General features: G+C 67.4%; 16 protein-coding genes. 8 read left to right on the top strand and 8 right to left on the bottom strand.

Annotated features, from left to right (window positions below; genetic code table 11):
- Genes IPK27_18125 through IPK27_18115 form a run of 3 tightly spaced genes read right to left on the bottom strand, consistent with a single transcriptional unit; the run spans position 1 to position 1,775 of the window.
- Entirely contained in the window at positions 1-654 is a 654-nt protein-coding gene (locus tag IPK27_18125) for a methyltransferase domain-containing protein (protein ID MBK8069463.1), read from the bottom strand.
- Positions 655-693: 39 nt separating this feature from the next.
- The gene (locus IPK27_18120) at positions 694-1,503 is read right to left on the bottom strand and encodes a peptidyl-prolyl cis-trans isomerase (protein MBK8069462.1); all 810 of its coding nucleotides are present in this window, start codon (positions 1,501-1,503) and stop codon (positions 694-696) included.
- Entirely contained in the window at positions 1,500-1,775 is a 276-nt protein-coding gene (locus IPK27_18115; protein MBK8069461.1) for a BolA family transcriptional regulator, read from the bottom strand. Before IPK27_18115 ends, IPK27_18120 begins: the two co-directional genes overlap by 4 nt.
- A 151-nt stretch (positions 1,776-1,926) precedes the next feature.
- Here IPK27_18115 and IPK27_18110 point away from each other — a divergent pair, with 151 nt between their 5' ends.
- From IPK27_18110 to IPK27_18090, 5 genes are all read left to right on the top strand, one after another.
- Positions 1,927-2,544, top strand: coding sequence for a threonylcarbamoyl-AMP synthase (locus IPK27_18110; GenBank protein MBK8069460.1), 618 nt, complete (start codon positions 1,927-1,929; stop codon positions 2,542-2,544).
- Complete coding sequence (locus IPK27_18105) at positions 2,541-3,395, top strand: segregation/condensation protein A (protein MBK8069459.1); 855 nt, start codon at positions 2,541-2,543, stop codon at positions 3,393-3,395. The genes IPK27_18110 and IPK27_18105 overlap by 4 nt, the downstream gene beginning before the upstream one ends.
- Positions 3,395-4,051, top strand: a complete 657-nt coding sequence (scpB, locus tag IPK27_18100) for an SMC-Scp complex subunit ScpB (protein ID MBK8069458.1) — start codon at positions 3,395-3,397, stop codon at positions 4,049-4,051. The genes IPK27_18105 and scpB overlap by 1 nt, the downstream gene beginning before the upstream one ends.
- 220 nt (positions 4,052-4,271) lie before the next feature.
- Positions 4,272-6,029 (top strand): pseudouridine synthase, encoded by a 1,758-nt coding sequence (locus IPK27_18095; GenBank protein ID MBK8069457.1) that lies wholly within the window; start codon positions 4,272-4,274, stop codon positions 6,027-6,029.
- A complete protein-coding gene (locus tag IPK27_18090; protein MBK8069456.1) occupies positions 6,026-8,254 on the top strand; it encodes a hypothetical protein in 2,229 nt (742 codons plus the stop codon). Before IPK27_18095 ends, IPK27_18090 begins: the two co-directional genes overlap by 4 nt.
- Positions 8,255-8,672: 418 nt before the next feature.
- On the opposite strand, the gene IPK27_18085 is transcribed toward IPK27_18090, so the two are convergent.
- The 5 genes from IPK27_18085 to IPK27_18065 form a co-directional block, all read right to left on the bottom strand.
- Complete coding sequence (locus tag IPK27_18085) at positions 8,673-9,395, bottom strand: CsgG/HfaB family protein (GenBank protein ID MBK8069455.1); 723 nt, start codon at positions 9,393-9,395, stop codon at positions 8,673-8,675.
- 151 nt (positions 9,396-9,546) lie between these two features.
- Positions 9,547-10,092, bottom strand: coding sequence for a DUF1249 domain-containing protein (locus IPK27_18080; GenBank protein MBK8069454.1), 546 nt, complete (start codon positions 10,090-10,092; stop codon positions 9,547-9,549).
- Between the two features lie 100 nt (positions 10,093-10,192).
- A complete protein-coding gene (locus tag IPK27_18075; protein MBK8069453.1) occupies positions 10,193-12,211 on the bottom strand; it encodes a caspase family protein in 2,019 nt (672 codons plus the stop codon).
- A gap of 18 nt (positions 12,212-12,229) precedes the next feature.
- Positions 12,230-15,820 (bottom strand): DUF11 domain-containing protein, encoded by a 3,591-nt coding sequence (locus tag IPK27_18070; GenBank protein ID MBK8069452.1) that lies wholly within the window; start codon positions 15,818-15,820, stop codon positions 12,230-12,232.
- A complete protein-coding gene (locus IPK27_18065) occupies positions 15,814-16,962 on the bottom strand; it encodes a hypothetical protein (GenBank protein MBK8069451.1) in 1,149 nt (382 codons plus the stop codon). Before IPK27_18065 ends, IPK27_18070 begins: the two co-directional genes overlap by 7 nt.
- A 293-nt stretch (positions 16,963-17,255) precedes the next feature.
- Between IPK27_18065 and IPK27_18060 the strand changes: the two genes are divergently transcribed.
- From IPK27_18060 to IPK27_18050, 3 genes are all read left to right on the top strand, one after another.
- Positions 17,256-22,157 (top strand): alpha-2-macroglobulin family protein, encoded by a 4,902-nt coding sequence (locus IPK27_18060; GenBank protein ID MBK8069450.1) that lies wholly within the window; start codon positions 17,256-17,258, stop codon positions 22,155-22,157.
- Positions 22,158-22,415: 258 nt separating this feature from the next.
- On the top strand, positions 22,416-24,482 hold the full coding sequence (gene pbpC, locus IPK27_18055) for a penicillin-binding protein 1C (GenBank protein ID MBK8069449.1): 2,067 nt from the start codon (positions 22,416-22,418) through the stop codon (positions 24,480-24,482).
- 13 nt (positions 24,483-24,495) lie between these two features.
- Positions 24,496-24,750, top strand: coding sequence for a hypothetical protein (locus IPK27_18050; GenBank protein MBK8069448.1), 255 nt, complete (start codon positions 24,496-24,498; stop codon positions 24,748-24,750).
- Positions 24,751-24,890: the final 140 nt, after the last annotated feature.

Genomic DNA, 24,890 nt, shown 5'->3' with positions numbered 1-24,890 from the left:
TCAGATTCGTCGCAGCACGTACACCGAAGCGGGCGGAAGATTCATCAGCGTGAAGTCGACCCGCTGCGAGGTCAACCCGATCCGCTGCAAGGTTGCAGCGGGCACCGGGCACTTCGGCCCGTAAGTGAACTGCACCATCATCCCATCCGCGGGCAGGCAATCGAAGGCTGCTGCAACGATCTGTTCCACCAGTATCGGCGGCATGGAGAGGAAACCCAGGGAGCTGACGACTGCATCGACCATTCCCGAGTCGAAACCGTCGATGCCCGACAAGATCCGTGGCAGGTCGCGGGCATCGCCACACACCACCGGACAGCGCGGAAATGCGATGCGCAGATCGTCGTGCAGTTCCGGGTTCAGCTCGAGTACGAGCAGATTTTCCGGACGCACACGGTGGCGCAGCAATTCGCGCGTGATAGCGCCGGTCCCGGCCCCCAACTCGACCACCCGCCCGACACCCGCGGGCAGCGCCTGTGCCATCGCCCGCCCAAGACGCGGGCTGCTCGGCACCACCGAGGCAGTGGTCAGTGGCGCACGCAACCATTGACGAAAGAACAGCCAGTTGCGCGAGGCTCCGACGCGCCAACGGCTCAACGCGCTTTCCAGGGATGGTTGCATGACTGCCTTCAGATGATGTTCGCCGCAGGTTAGCAAGGACCATCACCACCTGCCAATGTGCCGTTGGGACCGCTCTCAGCGTTCGATCCTTGCCTGCTCCTTGATCTGCCGGCCCAGATCCAGGGCACGCTTGCGCACCAGCGAGCTGCGAATGCCCTCGCGCACCTGCTCGAAGGGCGGCGCGTTGAACGGACGCTTGGAACGCAGCAGCGCCACATGGAAACCGAATTCGCTCGCGATCGGCTGCGGCGTGTAGGCGCCCGGCGCCAACGCGGACAGCGCATCCACCAGCGCCGCAGGCAACTGGGTACGACGAACCCAGCCCAGATCCTTGGCATCGCGAACGCCCGGCTGCCCAGCCTGCGCCGTGATGAGTTCGTCGAAACTGCTGCCGGACTGGAGCGCGGCCAGCACCTGCTGTGCGCGTTCGGCACTGTCGACCAGGATATGCGCAACCAGCATTTCCTCGGCGCCAGTGGTGGCTAGTTCCTGGTCATAGGCGGCGCGCAGGTCCTCTTCCCTCACCGGCTGCGTTCCACGCTCGATCATCAAGCCGCTCAGGCGATTCAGTCGCTCGAGTTCCAGGTCAGCGAGGACCTGGGCATCGTCGAGCATGCCCTGCTTGCGCGCTTCCATAGCCACCGCGAGCAACTCGGCCAACTGATCGTAAGCCTGTTCACGCTGACCCGGGTCGCGCAGTTCCCAGCCGCGCTTGCGCGCGTAGGCCTGCACCAGCGCCTCCGGAATCGCCTCTCCGTTCACCTTCAGGCTGCTGCTGTCGCCGTCCAGCCTTACCAGGCGTGTGTCGGCGGGCACATCGCCGCCGCCGCAACCAGCCAAAATGAACAGCAGCGCGCCTGCGACTGCAAACGGGAGCTTCTTCATGCCTGTTCCTCGGGTGCAAGGGCCTGGATCGCCAGGGCGTGGATATCGGTGTCCATCAGGTCGCCCAGCGCCTGATAGACCAGACGGTGGCGGGCCAGCGGCCGCTGGCCTCGGAAGGCATCCGCGACGATGCGCAAACTGAAATGACCACGCCCATCGCGCGCACCGGCGTGGCCTGCATGCTTGTGGCTGTCGTCGACGATCGCGATGTCGCTGGGTGCGAGCAACGCCAGGCGTTCGCGCATTCGTTGGATGCGATCGCTGGCGGTCATTGGCGGGGCTCGTGGTCGAACATGAACGGGGCTGCTGGCGGCAATGCGGTCGCGCATGGTACGGAATCCGCTTCGTCCGGTACACTCCCGCTCTTTTCCCGCGACGCTGCCTCGCGGCGCCTGCCAGCCACCGCCGACCAGCCGCTCACGCATGTCACGCCGCATCATCATCCATCCGGTTTCGCCGCAGCAGCGCCTGATCGACCAGGCCGTGGCGACCCTGCGCGCGGGCGAGCTGGTGGTCTACCCGACCGATTCCGGCTATGCCGTCGGTTTCGCGCTGGATGCCCGCGATGCGCTCGATCGCGTGGTGCGGCTGCGCCAGTTGAAGCCGCGTCACAATTTCACCCTCGCTTGCCGCGATCTCAAGCAGATCGGACAGTATGCCCGGGTGGACGATGCCGCCTTCCGCCTGATGCGCGCGCACGTTCCTGGCAGCTACACCTTCATCCTGCCGGCCAGCTCGCTGGTGCCCAAACGGGTGGCCACCGAGAAGCGTCGTTCGATCGGCGTGCGCGTGCCGGACAACCGCGTCGCCCAGGCCTTGATCGAATCTCTCGGCGAACCCATCCTCAGCTCCAGCCTGCTGCTGCCGAACCAGGAACTGCACGGGATGGAGGTCGACGAGCTGGTGGAAGCGCTGGATGCGCACGTCGATGTGTTCATCGACGGCGGCCCCTGCGGCGTCGACCCGACGACCGTGGTGTCGATGATCGACCAGCCCTATGAAGTGCTGCGCCACGGCAGCGGCCCGGTGGACTGGGAATGAATGCGGAAACGCTCACGCCGGAACCGGATGGCGCCACCGCGCGCCAGGCGGAGATTCCGTTCGCGGTGGTGCGCGGCGAGGCCTTCTACGAGCTGCCCAAGGACCTCTACATCCCGCCGGACGCACTGGAAGTCATCCTCGAAGCCTTCGAGGGCCCGCTCGATCTGCTGCTGTACCTGATCCGCCGGCAGAACCTGGACATCCTCGACATCCCGATCGCGGCGATCACGCGCCAGTACATCGGCTACATCGAGATGATGCGCGAATTGCGCTTCGAACTGGCCGCCGAGTACCTGGTGATGGCCGCGATCCTGTGCGAGATCAAGTCGCGCCTGCTGTTGCCGCGACCACCCGCGAGCGAGGACGAGGAAGCCGATCCGCGCGCGGAGCTGGTGCGCCGCCTGCAGGAGTACGAACGCTTCAAGAAGGCCGCCGAGGATCTCGACGCCCTCCCGCGGATGGAGCGCGACACGCACCAGGCCACCGCCTATGTGCCGGAGCGCAAGGTCCACGTGGTGCCGCCGGAAGTGGACCTGAAGGAACTGTTGCTGGCCTTCCGCGACGTGCTCAATCGCGCGGATCTCTACATCAGCCATCAGATCCGCCGCGAACCATTGTCCGTACGGCAGAAGATGACCGAGGTGCTGGACGCGCTCGGCAGCGGGGAATTCATAGAGTTCAGCGCGCTGTTCACCGCCACCGAAGGCCGTCTCGGCGTGGTGGTCTGCTTTCTTGCAATGCTCGAACTGGGCAAGGCCGGGCTGGTCGAAATCGTGCAGGACCGGCCATTGGCGCCGATCTACCTGCGCTCGCTGGCCGCGCGCGAACCGGATCTGGAGGAACCTGCCTGATGGAACCGGCGATGCTGAAGCCGATCCTGGAAGCTGCGCTGCTGGCGGCGGGTCAGCCGCTGACCATCGCCCAGCTCTCCGAGCTGTTCGACGAGGACGGCCGCCACACCCACACCGAACTGGCCCAGGCGCTGGAGTCGCTCGCAGCCGACTGCGAAGGCCGCGGCGTGGAACTGGTCGAGGTTGCCAGCGGATTCCGCTACCAGGTGCGTGCCAGCGTGCATGCGCACGTCGCCAGGCTCTGGACCGAGCGCCAGAGCAAGTACTCGCGCGCATTGCTGGAGACGCTGGCACTGATCGCCTATCGCCAACCGATCACGCGCGGCGAGATCGAGGCGGTGCGCGGCGTCGCGGTGTCCACCCAGATCATCAAGACCCTCGAAGAACGCGAGTGGATCCGCGTGATCGGCCACCGCGATGTCCCCGGGCGCCCGGCGCTTTACGGCACCACGCGCGCCTTTCTCGATTACTTCAACCTGCGCAGCCTGGATGAGCTGCCCACGCTGGCCGAGATCCGCGATCTCGACGCGATGGAACCCGAACTCAGTTTTCCCGACAGCAAGCCCGCTGCAGACGCTGCCCCGGCGTCATCGCAGTCGCCGCGGTCGAAGCCCCTTCCACGGAGACACGCTAGTAATCCTGGAATCCTCGATTGACCGCTATGCAAGCGTCACCTGTGGATCATTCAGATGACCCTCGTGCGACTCAATGCCGTTATCTTTCAGGTGGTTCCGCTACGGGGCAGATTGCACGGTCCTGGCGGCGCATGGCGGCGTTGCAACTCGTTGGAATAGGCTAGCTATTCCGCCTCATTGCGCCTTGCCCTGCACCACCATCACCGCACACTCTACCCCGTTCAACGAGGATTCCAGGATTATGAAACGCCGCCCTACCCTGTCGCTCAAGCGCGGCGCCAATGACATCGCGCCCGAGCGCCTGCAGAAGCTGCTCTCCAAGGCGGGCCTGGGCTCGCGCCGGATGATCGAGGAGCGCGTGCTGCGCGGCGAGATCGAGATCGATGGCCGGCCGGCGTCTATCGGCGACACCCTCGGCGACGGCCAGACCGTTCGCCTCGATGGCCGCGAGTTCATCGTGCGTGCGGTGACCCATGAAGGCCCGCGCGTGCTCTGCTACAACAAGCCCGAAGGCGAGGTCACCACCACGGTCGATCCGGAAGGTCGCCCCACGGTGTTCGACCGCCTGCCGAAGCTCAAGGGCGCGCGCTGGATCGTGGTCGGGCGGCTCGATCTCAACACCGCGGGGCTGCTGCTGTTCACCACCGACGGCGAACTCGCCAACCGCCTGATGCACCCCTCGCGCGAGATCGAGCGCGAGTACTTGTGCCGGGTGCACGGGGATGTCGCGGAAAGCGCGCTGCAGCAGTTGCTGAAGGGCGTGGAACTGGACGACGGCCCGGCGAAGTTCGAGGAGATCGAGGCACTCGGCGGTGAGGGCAGCAACAAGTGGTTCAAGGCGGTGATCCGCGAAGGCCGCCAGCGCGAGGTGCGCCGCTTGTGGGAGGCCGTCGGCGCCGAGGTCAGCCGCCTGAAGCGCGTGCGCTACGGCGTAATCGAACTGGGCAAGGACCTCAAGCGCGGCTGGTACCGTGAACTGGAACCGGAGGAGATCGCGGGCCTGCTGGAATCGGTGGAGATGCCGATGACCACGCGCAACGAGTTGCGCATCATGCCGGTGGAAGCCGCGCGCAAGTTCGAACGTGGCCAGCGGCGCGACAAGCGCCCGGGCGAGCGTCCGAACTGGAAGCGCGAGGCGGCCGAAGCGATCGGCGAGCGCGGCGGGGACCGCCGCCCGCCGCGACGCGAAGGCGCGCGCCCGGGCGAGGAATTCCGCGCCCGCAACGCCACATCACGCGGTCCGGGCGGCCCGCGCAGCGACAAGCCGCGCGAGTTCGGCGACCGTGGCCCGCGCAGCGATGCGCCGCGCAGCTACGGCGACCGCGGCCCGCGTCCGACCGGCCCGCAGCCAGCCCGAGTTCGGCGACCGCGGCCCCGCATGCGCCGCGCAGCTACGGCGACCGCGGGCCGCGTCCGACCGGCCCGCGCAGCGACAAGCCGCGCGAGTTCGGCGACCGTGGCCCGCGCAGCGATGCGCCGCGCAGCTACGGCGACCGCGGCCCGCGTCCGACCGGCCCGCGCAGCGACAAGCCGCGCGAGTTCGGCGACCGTGGCCCGCGCAGCGATGCGCCGCGCAGCTACGGCGACCGTGGTCCGCGCCCGGCTGGCCCAAGCAGCGACAAGCCGCGCGAGTTCGGCAGTCGCGGCCCACGCAGTGATTCAACCCGCGCTGGCGCCCCCCGTGGCGCCGGAAAGACCACGTCGAGCGAGACGCGCCCGGCGCGTCCATGGGCGCGCGACGAGGGCTCGGCGCGCCCGGCCCCGCGCGGCGACGCGCCGCGGTCACGCCCCGCCGGACCGGCGCGTGACCGGGCGGGCAATGGCCCGCGCGGCAATACAGACACCCGTGCCACCCCGCGCGGCCCGAAGCCAGGCGGTCGTGGACCGGCCGCACGCACACCCGCCGGAGCGCGCTCCGGACCGGGAGGTCCACGCGGCACGGGATCCGGCCCGCGCAAACCATCCGGCCCGCGCAACCGTGGAGGTGATTGAACCATGAGAAATCGGTCCATTGTCTGGATGACCGGGCTGCTGCTCAGCGCCAGCGCGGCAGTCTCCGCGGGAAGCTCGGATGATCGCGCGCTGGCAGACAGCATCCGCGGGCTCACCAGCAAGTCGAGCGCCGGACTGCTGGCGCGAGCGGACGCCCGCGGCGGGGTTTCCGTCGACCTCGACGGACGCTTTCGTCATGTGCATCTCGGCGCACAGAGCGATAGCGGCGAATTGCGCGCGCAATGCGTCGGCAGCGTGGTGGAAGCCAACCGATTCCTTGGCCGCGATCTCGACACTGGCGCCAAACTGGCCTCTCCAGCGCCAGCGCCGGTCGATGATGGTCTGGCAGCAAGACACGGCATGAGCGCCGCCGAGTACGCCTACATCTGGAATCTGATCGAACAGTCGAAAGCCCTGCCAGCTGCACCGGCCAGCAGCACGTTCACCATCGTCAATGCCGACGGCGCCGATGAGGGTTTCAATTCAACCGCCGCCCGTGCCCCGATTGGTGGCAACCCAGGAACCACCCTCGGCGCGCAGCGACTCAACGTGTTCAACCAGGCCGCTGGAATCTGGGCTGCCTTCCTTGACAGCACGCAGACCATCCGCGTCCAGTCCAACTTCGACCCGCTCTCGCCGTGCAGCAGCAGCGGCGGTGTGTTGGGTTCAGCGGGGCCGAACACCGCGCACCGGGATTTCGCCAATGTCCCCTTTGCAAGCACCTGGTACCCGGCCGCGCTGGCCAACAAGATCAGTAACAGCGACCTGAGCGCCAACAACGACATTGGCGCGACCTTCAACAGCAGCGTGGACACTGGCTGCCTGGGTGCAGGCACCGGTTTCTACTACGGCTTCGACAATGCCACGCCTGCCGGGACGATCAATCTGCTCGTCGTCGTGCTGCACGAACTTGGACATGGTCTCGGTTTCCTTACGTTCACCGACGAAGCGACCGGTGCCTATTTCAACAGCCAGCCTGACGTCTGGGCGCGCCTGATGTTCGACCGCGACCAGAATGCCACCTGGTTCCAGATGAATCAGGCACAACGCGCGGCATCCGCAATCAACACCAACGACCTGCTGTGGGACGGTGCGAATGTGCGTATCGCCTCGTCCTTCCTGAGCGCGGCGCGCGATGCTGCAACCGGTCGGGTCGAACTGTTCACACCCAACCCGATCCAACCCGGTTCATCGGTATCGCACTGGAACACCACGGCGAGCCCGAACCTTCTGATGGAACCGGCAATCAACACCGGCCTGCCGCTCACCGGTGACCTCACTCGCCAGTTGCTCCGCGACATCGGCTGGTTCCGCGACGCCAACAACGATGCCACCGGCGACAACATCAGCAATGTGCAGCCCGCCAGCGGCACGCTCACGCCAGGATCCAACGTCAACATCACCTGGACCAACCCGGCGGGTTTCAGCCGGCGGGTGACCATCGAGCTGTCGACCAACGCCGGATCGACCTTCTCCAGTGTCATTGCCAGCGACATCGCGAACACGGGCAGCTTCACCTGGATGGTGCCGAACACGCCGACCACCCAAGGACGAATTCGAGTGCGCGAGCACGACTTCACCGCGCCGGCGGGTGTTTCCGCAGCAAACTTCACCATCGGCAGCGGCAATACGGCACCGACGTTCACGCCATCAGCCGCAATCACGCGCCAGCGCGGCAGCGCAGCCGGCGCCGCGGTGGTCATCGGAACTGTCATCGACGGCCAGACCGCGGCCGGCAGTCTGACGGTAACTCAGATCGCCGGTGGAACGTCCACAGGGGTCTCTGCGGCATCGATCGTGAATGCCGGCGGCAGCATCAGCGCCACCATTGCGGCCAACTGCACCGCGAATGCCGGCACCCTGCGTTTCCAGGTCAGCGATGGCTCGCTGCAAGGAACGGGCGATTTGCAGGTCAATGTCAACCCCAACACGAATCCCACACTCACCTACGCCGCCAGCAGCGTCGCGCTGAGTGGCGGACGCACCATCAACCCCGCGACCGGGCCCAGTGACAACGGGTCAATTGCGAGTATCCAGCTGCTGCCACAGGCGACCTTCAGCGGCACCATCAGCGTCAGCAACAGCACCGGCGTGATCACGATCAGCAACGCGGGCCCGCTGGGATCGCACACCATCAGTGTGCGCGCCGCCGACAATTGCGGCGCATTCACCGATACCAGTTTCCAGTTGACGGTGACCGCGCAGAACCTGTTCGCGAATGGGTTCGAATGAAGCCTCAATGGTGCGACCGATCCGCAAGGAATGCATGACGGACCGGAATCAGGATGCAATGCGGAAATGCGCCGGCGCAAAGGAGACCGAGGCAGAGACGAGAAGCTCGTGTTCCTCGGTCGCGCGCCGGGCGCCGTAGCACAAGCGCAATGGCCGCCGTCGGGCCAGTTGCATCCTCTCCAAACCCTCGCCGCAGGCTCTCAGCTCAGGCCGGAAGACGCGCTCGCTGCAAGTTGCGAGAAGGAGATGGCCGGAACCTGACGCAGAACGTCCCTCGGTTCATTTTCGTCGCGGCTTCAGCGCCACCACCACCCCCGGACCCGGTACCAGGGTGCGCGCGTCGCTGAGCGCCTGACGCCGGATCTCGCGTCAGAGGGTGATGCCGCTGCGGCACTGAGGCCGCAGCGGCAAGACAACATCAATCATCCAGGTCCAGGGCACCGCGAGTCTTTTCGCGACGACGCTCTTCCTTGGCATCGTACTCATCGAGGCAGCGGTTCTGCTTGACCATCGCGCACTCGAGGTAATCGGTGATCTCGACCAGCGCGGCGCGGATGGCCTTGCCCGCCGGGGTCTTGTTTTCGCTGGCCAGCGAGCCGCCGAAACCGCCGCGGTACAGGCCGAGGCTCATGCCGCCGCCCTTCGCAGTGCCCTCGATGGTGCGGGTGTAGTCGACTTCGCCGGTGGTGGCGTTGATCACGCGCAGGTCGACAGCCAGGTAGGCCTTTTCGCTCTTGCCGCCCACCGAGACACCGCCAAAGCTGATGCCGCCGCCGGTGCTCGCGGTTTCCTCTTCATAGGCCGTCACAGTGCCGGTGACCAGGTATTGCGCCCCGGTCAGCTGACCGATCTTGGCGCCGGTACCCGCGGCCACGCGACCCGAGGCCGCCAGATTCTGCTCGTCCAGCACAGCGCGGATCTGCTCGCGCTCGAGTACCTTGAAGGCGCCAGTCGCCGACAGTTCGTTGCTCAGCATGCCGGCCAGTTCCCAGCCCACACCGCCGCGCCACCAGCCTGCACCCGACTGGTTTTCGAACTCGATCACCGCGAGCACGGGCTTGTCGCCGCGCGCCAACGCCAGATCCGGCGTCGCCGCCAGACCACCGACCATCGCCAGACCACACAACCAGATTGCTCGCATCGATTCGTCCTCAAGGCCATGCCGCCGCAACGGCGGTTACAGTCATTCTATGTGCAAACGCGAAACCGGGCACGAACGCACACACGCCGGCCCGCGTTCGACCAACCTGTAAACGGAAAGTTGCGTCGGATCAGGACAGCAATGTCGCGCTTCAGGCCGAACTCGCGACCCGACGCGCACTCCGGCGAGGGCTACGTTCCTCGGCTTCATCTTCGGCGCCGGGCGCAATCACCAGGCGGCGATCCCATTCCGGCACCGGACCCTGCAGATGCCAGGCGTGCGCGGCATAGCCACCCTGAAGCAGGTGCTCCAACCACTTGTTCGCGAAGTTGTTCATGCGCCGACGATACTGCGCGATCAGGCGTGCAGGGGTGTTCGGTGCGAACAGGCGCACCCGGTGCGCGTCGACGCGGCAGTGGGTCACCTCGGCCTGGCGCGCGTCGTGATAGACCCGCCAGTAGGACTCTGGATCCTCGGCTGGCTCCGATTCGGCGAATCGTACGCTGAGCCGCAGCAACGTGGTGTAAGGCTGCTGCTCCAGCAGGTCCAGTACCAGTGCCGGCTGCCCCTGCCTCTCGTTCACGTAGCGCCCGGGCACCATCTGGCGGGCATCTACCAGCCGCTGCAGCCGCTCGAAGTTGTCGGTGTAGAGGCCGAGCAACCACTCGAAGGGGTTCGGCAGGGGGTTCGTCTTCATCATGATCCGGGCGTCGCCTCGATGCGGGGTCAGCGCCGGGTTGCATGAACCGGCGGACCCCGCCCTGCTTGAGGGCGGGGCCCGCGCTATTCAACCCCGATCAGGCCTCACGCGGCAGGAAGAAGAACTCGCTGCCTTCGTGGCCCGCATGGCGCAGCGCCGAGTATTGCGGGCGCTGCGGCAGCCGGGCGATGGCCGAACGCTGACCGACCAGTTCCGAAACCTCCTCGTATAGGCGATAGCCCTCCGCGAGTCCATCAGCCTGCTTCAGCGCAGTCAGGAACGCATGGGCAAAAATCGAGTGGCCGCTGCCGCCGTCATCCAGCACCGGCTGCAGTCCGCCGGAGGTGATGACCGTGCGCGCCTTGACGCGCGAGATGAACAACAGGTCTTCTTCCTTGGCGTCCAGCGGTATAGGACGGATCGCATTGCCGGACATCGTCCCTGAGTAGCAGGAATCGGCAACCACCATCACGTGCTTGGCCGCCGACGCGCCCAGGAAGTCATTGACCTGATCGTTGCTGATCCAGCTGGCCGGATTGTCAGCGCCACCATCCACCGGGATCCAGTAGCCCTTGCCCTCGGCGTCGATCTGGCCGTGGCCGGCGTAATAAATCAGCAGGTTGTCGGTCTTTTTCATTCCCATCGTCAGCTCGGCCAGCTTGGCGACGATCGCCTCCTTGCCGACATTGGTGAGCTTGCTGACCTTGTAGCCGAACCGCGACTGCAACTGGTCGGCGACCGCATCGGCGTCGGCGACCGCGGTCTTCAGTGCCGGGAATGCCGTGTAGGCATCGTTTCCGATGACCAGTGCGTGGAAGGTACCCAGGTCGTCGCGCATGCGGCGCTGGAACAGCTTGCTGGTGACGCGCTTGGCGGCGGCCGCGCCGCCTCGATCACGCGTGATCAGGAAGCTCTCGACCGAACTCATTCCGTCGTTGGTGATCGCCTGGATCTCGACGGGGGTGTCGCCGGCAGCAAGGTCCAGGTCAATCTGGAACAGACCATCGGCATCCACCTTGTCCTTGAAATCGCGGTCGTTGACCTTGAGGGCCTTCAGGCTCTGCGCCGGGTAGACCCGGCCGACCACCTGGTAACTGGGCACGGCGGCCAGTAGCGGCGCCGCCAGGACGCCCGCGCGGGTGGCCACCAGCTTCGGGGCGATCAGCTGGATCTTGGGCTGGGTGCCCGCCGGCGCCGGGCCGCGCTGGGTCATGTCCACGCCCATCAAGGCAAGCACCTTGTCGGACTCGGCGCGCGAGGCGTCCACCGCCAGTTCCTGGTCGGCGATCTTCTTCTCGAGTTCGGCGATGCGCTGTTGCGCCGCTGCCGCCTTGCCCTGGTCCGACTTGGCCGCGGCCAGTTCGGCGCGCGCGCCGTAAAGCGCCTCGCGCGACTTGTCGAGTTCCGCCTTCTGCTGGCCGAGCTGCGCCCGGGTGTTGTCGAGCTGGCTGCGCAGGCGTTCCACCTCCCCGCGCAAGCGTTCGGTCTCCTCAGCCGCTGCGCGCCGCTTGGCCTGTTCTTCCTCGGTGACCAGTTCCAGGGTACCGGTCGACAGGCCGGAAGCCTTGCGATACCAGTTCATCGCCTGGGTCATGTCCTGCTGCACGCCCTTGCCGGACTCGTACAGGCTGCCGAGGTTGATCATCGCAGATGAGTGGCCCTTGTCCGCCGCCTGGCGGAACCACTCCGCTGCGGTGGCGTAATCAGGCTCTACGCCCAGCCCCTGCTCGTAGATCTCGCCAACATAGTTCATCGCATTGGCGTCGCCTTCCTTGGCCGCTGGCAGCCAGACCTTCAGCGCCGTCGCGTAGTTGGCGCGATCGTAGGCGACGTATTCGCCGCCGCGAATCGCGCAGTCCTTGGCGGTGGTGCGGATCGGGCGGCGCGCCGAGAGGTAGGTGAAGTTGCCGCCGAGCTGGCGCACCTGGCCCGGCAGCAGGCAATCGACCACGTACAACTCGTCGACGCTGATCGCACCCTGCGGCAACTCGGTCTTCTTGGCCAGCAGCGGGCCGCTGCCGAGCAGGCTCACCGCCAGCGCGCTGCCCAGCGTCAGGGCGAGCCGCCGCCAGCCCCGGGGAGGGCGGATCGCAACGGATTCGGGTGCTCGTGGCATGTGCTTGCTCCTTGTCCCTCAGAACTCGAAACGGGCGCCGAGGTTCACCGTGGACTGGCTCAGCCCGTCCACGCCGATGCTCTGGCGCAATTGCATGTAGGCCTGCTTGCCGTTGGCCAGGATGTAGACCAGCCCGAAGCCGACGCTGCCGTAACTCTTGTCCGGGTCTTCCGGGCGCAGGCGGAAGAACTCGCCGGGATTGCCACCGACGTAGGCCGCGTCGATCACGGTGTCGTCGTTGCCGGTCTCCTGGTTCCAGACCAGGTCGAACTGCGGCGTCAGCACGCCGTTGCTCAGGCTGATCACCCGGCTGACCTGCAGTCCGGCGCCAAACACGGTCGAAGTGACCGTCTGGTCGCTGTAGCTGACCGCGAAATCACTGCCGGATTCGGAGAAACCGTCGACTCTGCTGCGCATGTAGCGGATGAAGCCGTTCGGCGTGAAGGTCCACGCACCACGGCTGATGTGGTGGCCGACACTGGCTGCGAACTGCATCTGGGTCGCCGAAGTGCTGCTCTCGAGGGTTTCATCCAGGGTGAAGCCGGTAAGGTTGACACGCAGGCGGCGGCTCTGATCCAGGTCGATCCGGCCATAGCTGAGGCGAGTGTCCACATAGGTGGTGTCGTTGAGGTACCAGGCGCTGAAACCGGTCAGGGTGAATCCGCTGGTATCGAGGCCACCCGCATCGGTGAGCTGCGATTCGAACTTGTTGTAGCCGATCGCACCGCCGAGCACCCAGCGCGCGCTACGCCGGTAGTCCACGCCCGCCGTGATCCCGACCGAGTCGAAATCCTGGACGACGTCGAGCTCGTCCGAGTCGATTTCCTGGTCGCCGCGACTGATGCTTCCGTTCACGAAGAAACCCCACGGACTGATCAGGTCGCCGGGGCCACCAATCTGCGGTTCCTCGTCCTCGAACAGACCCTGCAGCAGCCCCAACGGGATCACCTGGCGACCATTGACCACGCTGAGGCCCGAGATGCTGAGGCCATTGCCGCCGCCATTGCGCAGCTCCAGCAGGCGCTGGTCGATGTTGAATGCCTGCTGTGTCCCCAACTGGTTCAGGGACGCATGGTGCGACAGCACCTCTTCCGGGTACAGGGAGCGCAGGGCCTGGTTGACCTCATCCGTGTTGCCGCTGGCGGCGCCACCCAACAGCGCGTCGCACAGGGCCGAGATCTGGCCGGTGGAGCCGTCGCACAGCGCCACTACCGGCGTCACCGCCGCGCCGGCGACACCGTCGCCCTGGGTGCCCGCGCCGAGGATCTCGGTGGCCGCATTGCCCTCGGGCGCATTGACGCCGGTGGTCTGAGTTGCCCGGTTGTTGCCCGGGACCGGATCCGCCGTAGTGGCCTCTACCGTCGCCTCGTTGGTGATGGTGCCCGCGGTGGTCGGCGCGTCGACAGTGACGGTCACCACCAGCTGTTGCCCGGAAGCCAGCGGCGCCGCGGCACGGCACTCGACCGCCGCACCACCGGTGCACGTCAGCCCCGCGCCGGCCGCACTGACGAAACTCAGCCCTGCGGGCAAGGGATCGCGGATCACGACACCGCTTGCGGCTGCCGGCCCGAGATTGCGCACGGTCAAGGTGTAACTGAAACGCTCGCCGTAGACGACCGGGTCGGCGCTGTCGGCCTTGGTGATTGCCAGGTCGGCGCCCTGGGCGGCGGTCGCGACAAGGCCTACGCTCACCGCGTTGTTGGCAGTACCCGGATCGACCGTCGCGGAGGAGGCTGTCAGGATCGCGCTCAAGTTTCCGACCGCGCCAGGCGAGACAGAACCCTGCAGGCGCAGTTCCACGCTCTCATTGGCTGCCAGAGAGCCTCCAATGCACTCCACGTTGGCGCCGGCAACCGTGCACGTGAAGCCGGGACCGGTGCCACCCGTCAGCCCCCAGGCTCCACTCAACTGCGAGCGCAATACGACGGCGGCAGCCGATGCGGGGCCGAGGTTGCGAATCGACGCGACCAATTCGACTTGACTCCCGGCGATCGCTGCGGAGGGCGCGGAGACACTCAGTTGGATGTCCGCGCCGGTCGGCGTGTTCTCGATGAGCGTGTTCTCGCTGTCGCTGTTGTTGCCTTGCACGGGGTCCGCGGCGCTGCTGGCAATGGAGGCAGACACGATCGCACTGCCGCCACCAATGCCGCGCACGCTCAGCGCCAGTTGCGCTTCCGCGCCGGCAGCCAGCGCGGTGGCCAGCGAGCAGACCGGGGCCGCCCCACCCTGGCAACTCCAGCCTGGTGTGACGCTGCCTACCGACTGCAACGACGCCGGCAACACGAATTGCACACGCACGTCCCCGGCCGGATCCGGACCCAGATTGCGCACGTTCGCGAGATAGTTGAACTCCTCACCGGATGCGACCGGATCGACACTGTCGCTGAGGTCGATAGCGAGATCTGCGGTTGCCAATGGCGCCGGGGCGACAGTGATGGTGTCCCTGGCCACGACCGGCGGCAGGGATCCGCTGACGACACTGCCCTGATTGGTCAAGCTGCCAGCGACGCGCGTGCGTGCTTCGATGACGACCGGGCTGGTCGTTCCCCGCGCCAGGGACGCGCGACGGCATTCGATGCGTGCGCCGGCGGTGGTGCAGGCCCAGCCGTCGCCGCTCGCGCTGACCGGTTCCAGACCAGCGGGCAAATCGTCGACCAACACGACTTCGCCGGCATCGCCCGGCCCGGTGTTGCCGACCGTCAGGTCGAAGACGGCAATGGCCCCGAGCGCGACATTGGCGACCCGCGCGCGCTTGCTCAAGGTCAGCGCCACATTCTCCGTGATCGTGGTCGAGTGGGTGGCCACGGCGCCTTCACTGGACTGGCTGGAGCGCACCTGGGCGCTGTTGATGACGGTGCCGGCAGCGGCACCGCTGACCCGCAGACGCACTGCACTGATGGCGCCAGGCGCCAGGCTGGGCGCAAAACTGCAGGTGACCGTGGCTCCAAGGGCATTGTCGCCGGAACAGTTCCATCCGCCGCCGCTGAAGCCAAGGTAACGCACGCTGGCAGGCATGCTGTCCGTCACGGTCACCCCCGAATGTGCGATTCCGCCTTCGTTGGTCACGGTCAATTCGTACTCAAACTCGGCGTTCACCGGGACCGGATCGATGGTATCGGTCTTCAGCAATGAGAGTGCGGCCGACGCCGACGACACCGAGATCGGAAGACTCGCGGAGTCGTTGATGCTCACGGCATCGAAGCTGCTGGCGGAAATCTGCGCAAACTGCGTGATCGGGCCACTCTCCCCAGCCGGCGCAGTCAACCCCAGGCTGACCACGGACCCGCTTCCTGGCGGCATCGTCGGACGTTGGCAAGTGATCGATTGGCCAGAAGCGAGGCACGACCAATCGGCTCCGCCGCTCACCACGTCGATAGCGAAACCATTGGCGATCGTGGCGTTGACGGTTACATCCGTGCCGGTGTCTGGTCCGGCATTGCTGGCGCTCAGATCGACGTTGAAGCTGGCACCCGCGGATACGCTGGCGGGCCCGGTCCACTGCAGGCCGAGATCGGCACTCGCGCGGATACTGGCGTCGGCGCTCGCCGCATTGTTGCCGGGATTGGGATCGGGCTCGGCAGCGCTGACCTGGGCGACATTGGTCACCATGGTTCCGCCCGAGGAACCGGATCGTCGTAGGTCACGACCAGGTCGAGCGGCACGCTGGACTGACCTATCCCGAGGGTGGGCGCATAACTGCAGACTGCGGCTCCGCTGCAGCTCCAGCCTGCACCGCTGAAGGATTGCAGGGAGATTCCGGCTGGCAGGGTATCGTTGACCAGGACCTCGCTGGCCGTCTGGCTACTCGCCGACGAGTTGCTTGCGACCAGGCGGAAGGTGAACGGCTCACCCCGTGGGACCGGTTGCACGCCGACCACGGATTTGGACAGGCTCAGGTCCACCGAGATCACCGGCGCGGTCACGTTGATCGATGCGCTACCGCTGGCAGGGGTGGGATCGGTGATGGCCGAGGTGGCGGTTGCCGACAACTGTGCAGTTCCTGCCGCGGGTCCGGCAATACCGATGACCACGATGGGCGCGGCATTGATGCCGCTCGCCAGAGTACCTGACGGTGCCCCGCCGATGTAGGTACAGCCGATCGAGCCGCTGGAATGACTGCAACTCCACGCCGGGGAAGCCCCGAAGCTGCTGAAAATGAAGGAGCCGCTCAGCGATCCGTCGACCTGCAGACTGGCGGCACTACCCGGCCCCGCGTTCCCGACGTTGAGGGTGAAGCTGACTGGATCGCCGACCGTTGCACCCGAGCTGCTGGCGGCAACCGACAGGTTCAGATCCGCCGTTCCGGCGATGACCTGGGTGGGCTGGACGCTGGTGTTGTTGGTCGGGTTGAGGTCGGTGATGGCCGATGACGCCGTCGCGCTGATCTGCACCGACTGCGGCGTGGCGGGTGCGGCGAAGCGCAACGAGAGCACCGGCGCGTTGCCGCCGCCGACGATGGCGCCGCTGTCCAGGGTGCATCCGACCCCGCCGTCGAGGATGCAGGTCCAGCCTGGCGTCGCCTGGGGTACATAGCTCAGCGTGGGAGAGAAAAAGACATCGGCCGTGACGCTGGTGGCGGTTCCTCCGCCCAGGTTGCCGATGTTGATGCTGTATTCGACTTGCTGGTTGACCACCACCGGATCCGGGCTGTCGCTGGTCGTCACCACCAGATCCACCTGCGCCAGCGCCGGTGATGCCGCCGCAAGGCACAGCAGACAGAGCGTCCACCACGCCATACCCGCGCGACGCACCCGCGCCCTCCAAGTTCCCAGTCGGCCCTGATTCACCCTGATCCCCTTGAGCATGCTGTCGCCATGCTGCGCATTTCACGCTGAATGCGCCGCAGTAGCAAGCGTGGCGCCATCTGCAACATCCTGTCCAAGCTGCAAACGGACGGATGCGCGCCTGCGGGACACCGCGCGCGCGTTTCCGGCTTGCACCCGGGCAGTGCGCGGGCAGCGCGGTGGCAGCCAGCACAAACGCATCGTGCAAGCGCGGCGCACTCCCTACAATGCGTCCAACCGCATTGCCCTGGAGTCGCGCCATGTCCCGCCGAGCCGCGAATGAACTTCCGGCTGTCCGCCAGCTGGCATCTATCTGGCTGCTGCTCAGCATCCTCCTGCTGAGCGCCTGTGGCGACCAGCCGAACACCGTGAATGCGCCGCCAGCCGCATCCGCGACCAGCGAACCCGCGCCGGCCGCCGGCTTCGTGGTCACCTCGATCACCGGTGAGTCGAGCGAGGGCAGGCCAGCCCTGACCGTGCGCTTCTCGCGCCCGCTGGCCGAGGCGCAGGACCTGTCGCAATACCTCAAGGTCAGCGACAAGGACGGCAAAGCGGTCGACGGCGCCTGGGTGTTCGAGGACGGTTACCGCGCGGCGCGCTTCCCCAACGTCAGCGCCGAACAGAGCTTCACGGTCGAGGTGCTGGCCGGGGTGGGTGCGGCCGACGGGAGCACACTCGCCGCCGGTCAGAAGCAGCAGGTGCAATCGGTCGATCTGCCGCCGGCGGCTGGATTCGCCAGCCAGGGCAGCATCCTGCCAAGCCAGGGCACCGATGGGCTGCCGATCCTCAGTGTCAACGTCGCCGAGGTGGACGTCGAGTTCTTCCGCGTGCGCGCTTCTTCCCTGCCCCGCTTCCTGGCCGAGTTCCAGGGCGGCGGACGGCGCGGCTACTGGGGCCTGGACGAGCTGCGCGGGATGGCCGACTCGGTCTACCTGAACCGCTTCGTGATCAACTCGGCCCCGAACGAGCGCAAGACCTCGCACCTGCCGGTGCACCAGATCGAGGAGTTGTCGGCGCCGGGACTGTACTTCGCGCTGCTCAAGCCCACCGCCAGCTTCGAGGGCGAGTACCAGACCACCTACTTCGTGCGCAGCAATATCGGACTGCACGCGCGCGTCCATCGGGACCAGCTCTGGGTCCTGTCGCGGTCGCTGGCCGATGGTGAGGCGCTCGGTGGGGTGGCCATCGAAGTGCTCGACGAGAATGACGCGGTCGTGGCCAGCGGCGAAACCGACGGCGACGGCACGCTCGCGCTGGACTACCGCATCGACAGCCGCCATGTGCTGGTCGGGCGGCGCGCAGAGCACCTCTCGCTGCTCGCCTTCAGCCAGCCGGCGCTGGACCTGTCGGAATTCGCGGTCGAAGGCAGCACCGCAGCGGACGTCAGCGTGTTCCTGTGGTCCGGGCGCGATCTCTACCGCCCCGGCGAACCCCTGCGCGTGGCTGCGTTGCTGCGCGACTTCGACGGCAAGCCGCTGGCCGGCGCGCAACCGCTGTTCGCCACCCTGAAGCAACCCGATGGACGTCCGTATGCGACCGCGCAGTTGCAGTCGCAGGAGGGCGGCTACTACCTGTACGAGCGCGCGATGCCGGGCGATGTCCCGACCGGCCGTTGGCGCCTGGAGGTCAGCCCGGATCCAGCCGGCAAGCGCGCCGTGCACGGCTACGATCTGCGCATCGAGGAATTCCTCCCCGAGCGCATGAAGCTCAACCTCGACACCGCGCAAGCGCGCCTCGCGCCGGGCGATGCGCTGGACCTGGCCATCGAGGGTGCCTACCTGTACGGCGCGCCCGCGGCCGGCAACCGCTTCACCGCCCAGGTGGTGTACGCGGTCGACGCCGCGCCGGTGCCGGGCCTCAAAGGCTATGTCTTCGGCGATCCGGTCAATCCGCCGGCCAAGGAGCCGGTCGATGCGATCGACGCCACGCTGGATGCCGAAGGGCGCCTGCAGCAGTCGCTGACGCTGGAACCCGGCGCGGTCAACGGGCCGATCTCGGTCGCGGTGATCGGCAGCCTGTTCGAGACTGGCGGCCGGCCGGTCTCGCGGATCCTCAAGCGCACCCTGTGGCCGGCCGGGCAACTGGTCGGGGTGCGCCCGCTGTTCGATCCCGACAATCTGTCCAGCCAGCAGGAAGCCGCCTTCGAGGTGCTCAAGGTCGATGCCGACGGCAAGCGCGTGCCCGCCACCGGACTGCAGGCGAAGCTGATCCGCGAGGACCGCGATTACACCTGGACTTACGACAACTCGCTCGGCTGGCGGGTGGACTACACCCAGCGATTCGTCGAGGTCGAGCAGCGTGCCCTCGACCTTCCCGGCGAGGCGCCGGGCAAGATCGGCTTCACCGTCAACTGGGGCCCGTACCGCCTGGAGATCACCGATCCTGCCACCGGGCTGACCACGCGCTTCCCGTTCACCGCGGGCTGGAGCTATGACGACGACAACCGCGGCCTGGATGCGCGCCCGGACAAAGTCAAGCTGGCGCTCGACAAGAGCAAATACCGCGCCGGCGACACCGTCACCCTGACGGTGACCCCGCCGCATGCGGGCGCCGGCTTGCTGCTGGTCGAGACCGACCAGTTGCTGCACAGCGAATCCTTCGACGCCAAGCCTTCGGGCACCACGCTCAGGTTGACAGTCGACGAGCGCTGGGAGCGCCACGATGTCTATCTCACGGCGCTGGTGTTCCGTCCGGGCACCGCGAGCGACAAGATCACGCCGTCGCGCGCAGTCGGCATCGCCCACGTGCCGATCGACCGCAGCGACCGCACCATCGCGGTGGAGATCGCAGCACCGGACAAGATGCGTCCGAACCAGCCGCTGAAGGTGCAGGTGTCGGCACCGGCGCTGGCCGGCCAGCAGGCGCAGATGACGGTGTCGGCGGTCGACCAGGGCATCCTCAACATCACCCAGTTCGCGCTGCCGGATGCGGTCAGGCATTTCTTCGGCAAGCGCCGCTACGCCATCGACGCCTACGACCTGTACGGCCGCATCATCGAGGCGCTGGCGGGCGAGCGCGCGCGCCTGAAGTTCGGCGGCGACCTCGCGATTCCCGGGCTGCCGCAGGCGCGCCGTCCAACCGCCAAGGTGCTGACCGTCGACCTGTTCAGCGGCCGGGTGCAGCTCGATGCCCAAGGCAAGGCCGAGGTGTCGCTGCCGGTACCCGATTTCAACGGTGCACTGCGCGTCTCCGCGCTGGTGTTCGGTCCCGACCGCTACGGCGCGGCCAGCACCGAAACCCTGGTGCGCGCGCCGCTGGTGGCCGAAGTCAGCACGCCGCGGGTGATGGCGCCGGGCGACCGCGCCACGCTGACGCTCGATCTGCAGAACCTCTCCGGCGCCAGCCAGGCGGTCGAGGTGAAGTTCAGCGCGGACTCGCCGATCGCCATCGGCGACGCCAGCCGCAAACTCACGCTGGCCGACAATGCCCGCAGCACCCTGCGCTTCCCGCTGAACGCGCTGGGCGACACCGGCATCGGCCGCTTCCGCCTGGAGGCCAGCGCCGGCGACATCCGGCTGGTGCGCGAATGGGAAATCAACGTGCGCTCGCCCTACCCCACCGAGCGCCGTTCGCGGGTCGAGCAACTGAAGGGCCCGGGCAATGTGGATCTCGCGGCCAACACCCAGGGCCTGCTGCCGGCCACCGTGCGCTCGCGCGTCAGCGCGTCGACGCGGGTGCCGCTGCCGGTTGGCAAGCTGGTCGGCGACTTGCTCGAATACCCCTATGGCTGCATCGAGCAGACCACCAGCAAGGGCTACCCCTATGTGTTGCTGGACGAAGCCGGCGCGGCTGCGCTGGGCATGCCGGCGGTCGACGCCGAAAAGCGCCGCGCCAATGTGCAGTTCGCGATCGACCGGATCGCCTCGATGCAACTGGACAACGGGCATTTCGGTTTCTGGCCCGGCAGCAGCGACTACTCCGATCCGCAGATCACGCCCTATGTGGTCGAGTTCCTGCAGGACGCCGAGGCGGCTGGCTTCACGGTGCCGGCGCGAGTGATGCAGAAATCGCTGGAACGCCTGCGCGAAGACCTGCTGTCCGGCGGCGCGATCAGTTGGGATCGCGGCTGGGGCGACATCGGCGATCACATGCGCATCGGCTTCAACGCGCACGCCGGCATGGTGCTGGCACGCGTCAACCAGGCGCCGCTCGGGACCCTGCGCAACGTCTACGACAACAGCAAGGACAAGGCGCGCGGCCCGCTGCCGCTGATGCGCCTGGCGGTGGCGCTGAAACTCGCGGGCGACAGCGAGCGCGCCAACGCTGCGGCCAAGCTGGCCTTCGGCGAGATCTACGCACGCGGCAACGACTACTGGGGCGACTACTTCAGCGGCCTCGGCGACCGCGCGGGCACGCTCGCACTGGCCGCCCAGCACGGCTTCCTCGGCGACGCCGAGCGCCAGCGCGTGCTCAAGGTCGGCCAGGAAGCGCAGTCCACCCGCTGGATCGGCACCCACGACTCGCTGGCACTGGTCAAACTGGCGCGGGCGCTGGCGGGCAAGGCCGACAAGTTGAGCGGCAAACTGGCGATCGGCGGTATCGAGGAGGGCTTCGCCACCACGGGCTGGTTCTCGCGCGACCTGGTCATCGAGGACCTGAACGCAGGCGCGCGGCTCGCCATCGACAGCGCTTCCAGCTACTTCCTGGTGCAGGACACGGTCGGCATCGCCGCCACCCCGCCCGCGGCGATGGCGAACGGCGTCAGCCTCGACGTGAACTGGTATCGCCATGATGGCAGCGCCTTCGAAGGCGACACCCTGAAGGAGGGCGAGGGCCTGGTGGTCCACATCAAGGTGAGCGCCAGCGAACGCCTGGCCGACGCGCTGGTCATCGATGCGCTGCCCGGCGGCCTGGAGATCGAGAACCTCAACCTGATGGACAGCAAACAGCTGGCAGATCTGGTGATCGAGGGCACCAACCTCGACGAGTGGCGCAGCTACTCGGCCAATGTGCGTTTCCAGGAGTACCGCGAGGACCGTTATATCGCCGCGGTGTCGCTGGAAGCCGGCGGCGAGGTCAATTTGTACTATCTGGTGCGCGCGGTGTCGCCCGGCGAATTCCTGATCCCGGCGACCTTCGTCGAGGACATGTACCGCCCCGAATTCCGCGCGATCACCGGCACGCCGGCCTCGCGGCTGAAGGTGGTGTCGCCTGGGCCGTGAGGAGTGGCGGGGACGGCTTGTGTTCTTGAGCGTGCAAGGCTGGTTGTTGGTTGTTGGTTGTCGGCTGTTGGCAGCCAGAGCCGGCACGCCGCCGCCCTGTGGGAGCGGGCTCCGCGCGCGATCCTTTCCGTGGCGTAGCCCGGAGTACCGCGCAGCGGTTCTCCGGGTGCTTGCGGCAAGTACCCGGAGAGCGCGCGGTGCGCGCACTCCGGGCTACGCCCATCGGCTCTTGCCGCCAACAACCAGCGCCGTTCAACGATGAGCACCCGTTGGCTGCGCTCCCGCTGGGCATGGTTGCCGCTGCTCGCCGCAGCGCTGGTCCATGCCGCAGACCGCCTGTTTCCACCGCCGCTGGAGCGCATCGACGCGCCCGGCAGCACGCTGGTGCTGGCGCGCGACGGGACGCCGTTGCGCGCCTTTGCCGACCGCGATGGGGTCTGGCGTTACCGCGTGCGGCTGGACGAGGTATCGCAGGCCTACCTGGCCGCGCTGCTGCATTACGAAGACCGCTGGTTCTTCCGCCACCCGGGCGTCAATCCGGCGAGCCTGGTCCGCGCGCTGGCGCAGGCGACCATGAACGGCCGGGTGGTCTCCGGCGGCTCCACGCTGACCATGCAGGTTGCGCGGATGCTGGAGCCGATCCCGCGCACGCCGCTCGGCAAGCTCATGCAGGCGTGGCGCGCGCTGCAACTGGAGTGGCGCTTCGACAAGCGCCAGATCCTCGAGATGTACCTCAACCTGGCGCCCTTCGGCGGTGCCATCGAGGGCGTCCAGGCCGCGAGCCACGCCTACCTCGGCAAACCCGTGGGCGAACTCAGCGATGCCGAGGCCGCGCTGCTGGTGGTGCTGCCGCAGGCGCCCAGCCGGCTGCGGCCGGACCGGCATCCGCAGGCGGCGCAGCGCGCGCGCGACAAGGTGATCGCGCGCCTGGTCGAGTTGGGCCAGTGGAGCGCAGCTCGCGGCGACGATGCGCGCATCGAGCAGGTGGGCGCACGCCAATTGCGCGCGCCGATGCGCGCGGCCCTGCTGGCTCAGCGACTGCGCGCCCGCGCCGATGCCGGCGGCATCGTGCGCAGCACCATCGACGCCGCGCTGCAGCAGCGCGTCGAGGCGCGCGTCGAGGCGCATTTGCGCCGCCTGCCGGAGCGCAACTCGGTGGCCGCGATGGTGGTCGACAATGCCAGCGCCGAGACCCTGGCCTATGTCGGTTCCGCCGCCCTGCTCGATACCACGCGTGCTGGCCACGTCGACATGGTCATGGCCGCGCGCTCGCCCGGCTCCACCCTCAAGCCCTTTCTCTACGGGATGGCGCTGGACCAGGGCCTGATCCATTCGATGAGCCTGCTGATCGACGCGCCGCAGTCCTTCGACGGCTACCAGCCGAGCAACTTCATGGAGCGCTTCCAGGGCCCGGTCAGCGCGACCCAGGCGCTGCGCCTGTCGCTGAATGTGCCAGCCGTGGACCTGCTCGACCGCGTCGGCGTGGTGCGCTTTGCGTCGACGCTGGAGAACGCCGGCCTGAAGCTGCGCATGGCCGACGGTGCCGTGCCCAACCTCGCGCTGATCCTGGGCGGCGGCGCGACGACGCTGGAGGAACTGGTCGGCGCGTATCTCGCGCTGGCGCGCGACGGACTCGCGGCGCGGCCACGCCTCAGGCTGGAGGAGCCGCTGCAATCGCGCTACCTCATGAGTCCGGGAGCCGCCTGGATCGTGCGCCGCATGCTCGAGCGCGACCCCAACGACAACCTCGGCACGCGCAGCTTCGACACCGCCAGCCGCGTCAGCCTGGCCTGGAAGACCGGGACCTCCTACGGCTTCCGCGACAGCTGGGCGCTGGCGGTGACGCCCGAGTACACTCTGGGCGTCTGGATCGGGCGTCCCGACGGCACTCCCCTGCCCGGCCAGTTCGGCGCCATCACTGCGCTGCCGCTGCTGATCGAGATCGCCGACAGCCTGCCGAGCCGGCGCACGCGCGATCTCGCACCACCACCGGCGAGCGTGACCGAAGTTCCGATCTGCTGGCCGCTCAGGGCGCAGCGAGGCCGACACCGAGCCCGCGCACTGCCATCGGCGCTGGCCTGCCTGGGTTCTGGCCGGCACGCTGCCACCGACCTTCCCCGATCGCGAAATCGATACCTGGCGTGGCGGCCTGCTGCAGTACTGGCGAGATCCGGATGCGCTGCGGCGCAACTTGAGCTGCCACCGGGCGGACGCGCTATTGGTCACCGTGGCGCGCTGGCCGGCGCTCGCCTACCCCTGGCTTTCCAAAGCGACCCGCCAGCGCAGCGAGTTGCCACCTTTGGCGAAAGGCTGCACACCGGATGAATACAGCACGGGCTTGCGTATCGCTGGCATCAACGACGGCAGCGTGCTGCGCACCCCGAGCAACCGCAGCGGTCCGATCACGGTGCGGGTGCAGGCCCTGGGGACGGACGGCCAGATCCAGTGGTTGCTGAATGACCGTCTGGCTGGCCAGACGCAGGGTTCGGCTCCGCTGGACCTGAAGCTCGACAGCTGCGGAGACCAGCACCTGGTGGCCCTGGATGCCGCCGGGAGATCCGCCAGCGTGCGCGTGCGGACGTTCTTGAATTGAAATCCGCCGGTCGTTTTCCATTGACCCAGGAAACAACGGTCCGATCGCCCCTTGGGGGAAGCACCGGAAACCAAGGCGCGGTCAAGCATCTCCTTTCAGCCTCAGCGACGCCCAGCGAGCGTCCGGCATGGCCGGGCGCT

The sequence above is a fragment of the Rhodanobacteraceae bacterium genome, from assembly GCA_016713135.1.
Lineage (GTDB): Bacteria > Pseudomonadota > Gammaproteobacteria > Xanthomonadales > SZUA-5 > JADKFD01.
This window is presented reverse-complemented; position numbering and strand designations above follow the sequence as displayed.

Bases quoted from the DNA above. Each gene is read 5' to 3' on its own strand.
- IPK27_18120 (MBK8069462.1), bottom strand. From the start codon at position 1,503: ATGAAGAAGCTCCCGTTTGCAGTCGCAGGCGCGCTGCTGTTCATTTTG.
- IPK27_18115 (MBK8069461.1), bottom strand. From the start codon at position 1,775: ATGACCGCCAGCGATCGCATCCAACGAATGCGCGAACGCCTGGCGTTG.
- IPK27_18110 (MBK8069460.1), top strand. From the start codon at position 1,927: ATGTCACGCCGCATCATCATCCATCCGGTTTCGCCGCAGCAGCGCCTG.
- IPK27_18105 (MBK8069459.1), top strand. From the start codon at position 2,541: ATGAATGCGGAAACGCTCACGCCGGAACCGGATGGCGCCACCGCGCGC.
- scpB (MBK8069458.1), top strand. From the start codon at position 3,395: ATGGAACCGGCGATGCTGAAGCCGATCCTGGAAGCTGCGCTGCTGGCG.
- IPK27_18095 (MBK8069457.1), top strand. From the start codon at position 4,272: ATGAAACGCCGCCCTACCCTGTCGCTCAAGCGCGGCGCCAATGACATC.
- IPK27_18090 (MBK8069456.1), top strand. From the start codon at position 6,026: ATGAGAAATCGGTCCATTGTCTGGATGACCGGGCTGCTGCTCAGCGCC.
- IPK27_18085 (MBK8069455.1), bottom strand. From the start codon at position 9,395: ATGCGAGCAATCTGGTTGTGTGGTCTGGCGATGGTCGGTGGTCTGGCG.
- IPK27_18080 (MBK8069454.1), bottom strand. From the start codon at position 10,092: ATGAAGACGAACCCCCTGCCGAACCCCTTCGAGTGGTTGCTCGGCCTC.
- IPK27_18075 (MBK8069453.1), bottom strand. From the start codon at position 12,211: ATGCCACGAGCACCCGAATCCGTTGCGATCCGCCCTCCCCGGGGCTGG.
- IPK27_18070 (MBK8069452.1), bottom strand. From the start codon at position 15,820: ATGGTGACCAATGTCGCCCAGGTCAGCGCTGCCGAGCCCGATCCCAAT.
- IPK27_18060 (MBK8069450.1), top strand. From the start codon at position 17,256: ATGTCCCGCCGAGCCGCGAATGAACTTCCGGCTGTCCGCCAGCTGGCA.
- pbpC (MBK8069449.1), top strand. From the start codon at position 22,416: ATGAGCACCCGTTGGCTGCGCTCCCGCTGGGCATGGTTGCCGCTGCTC.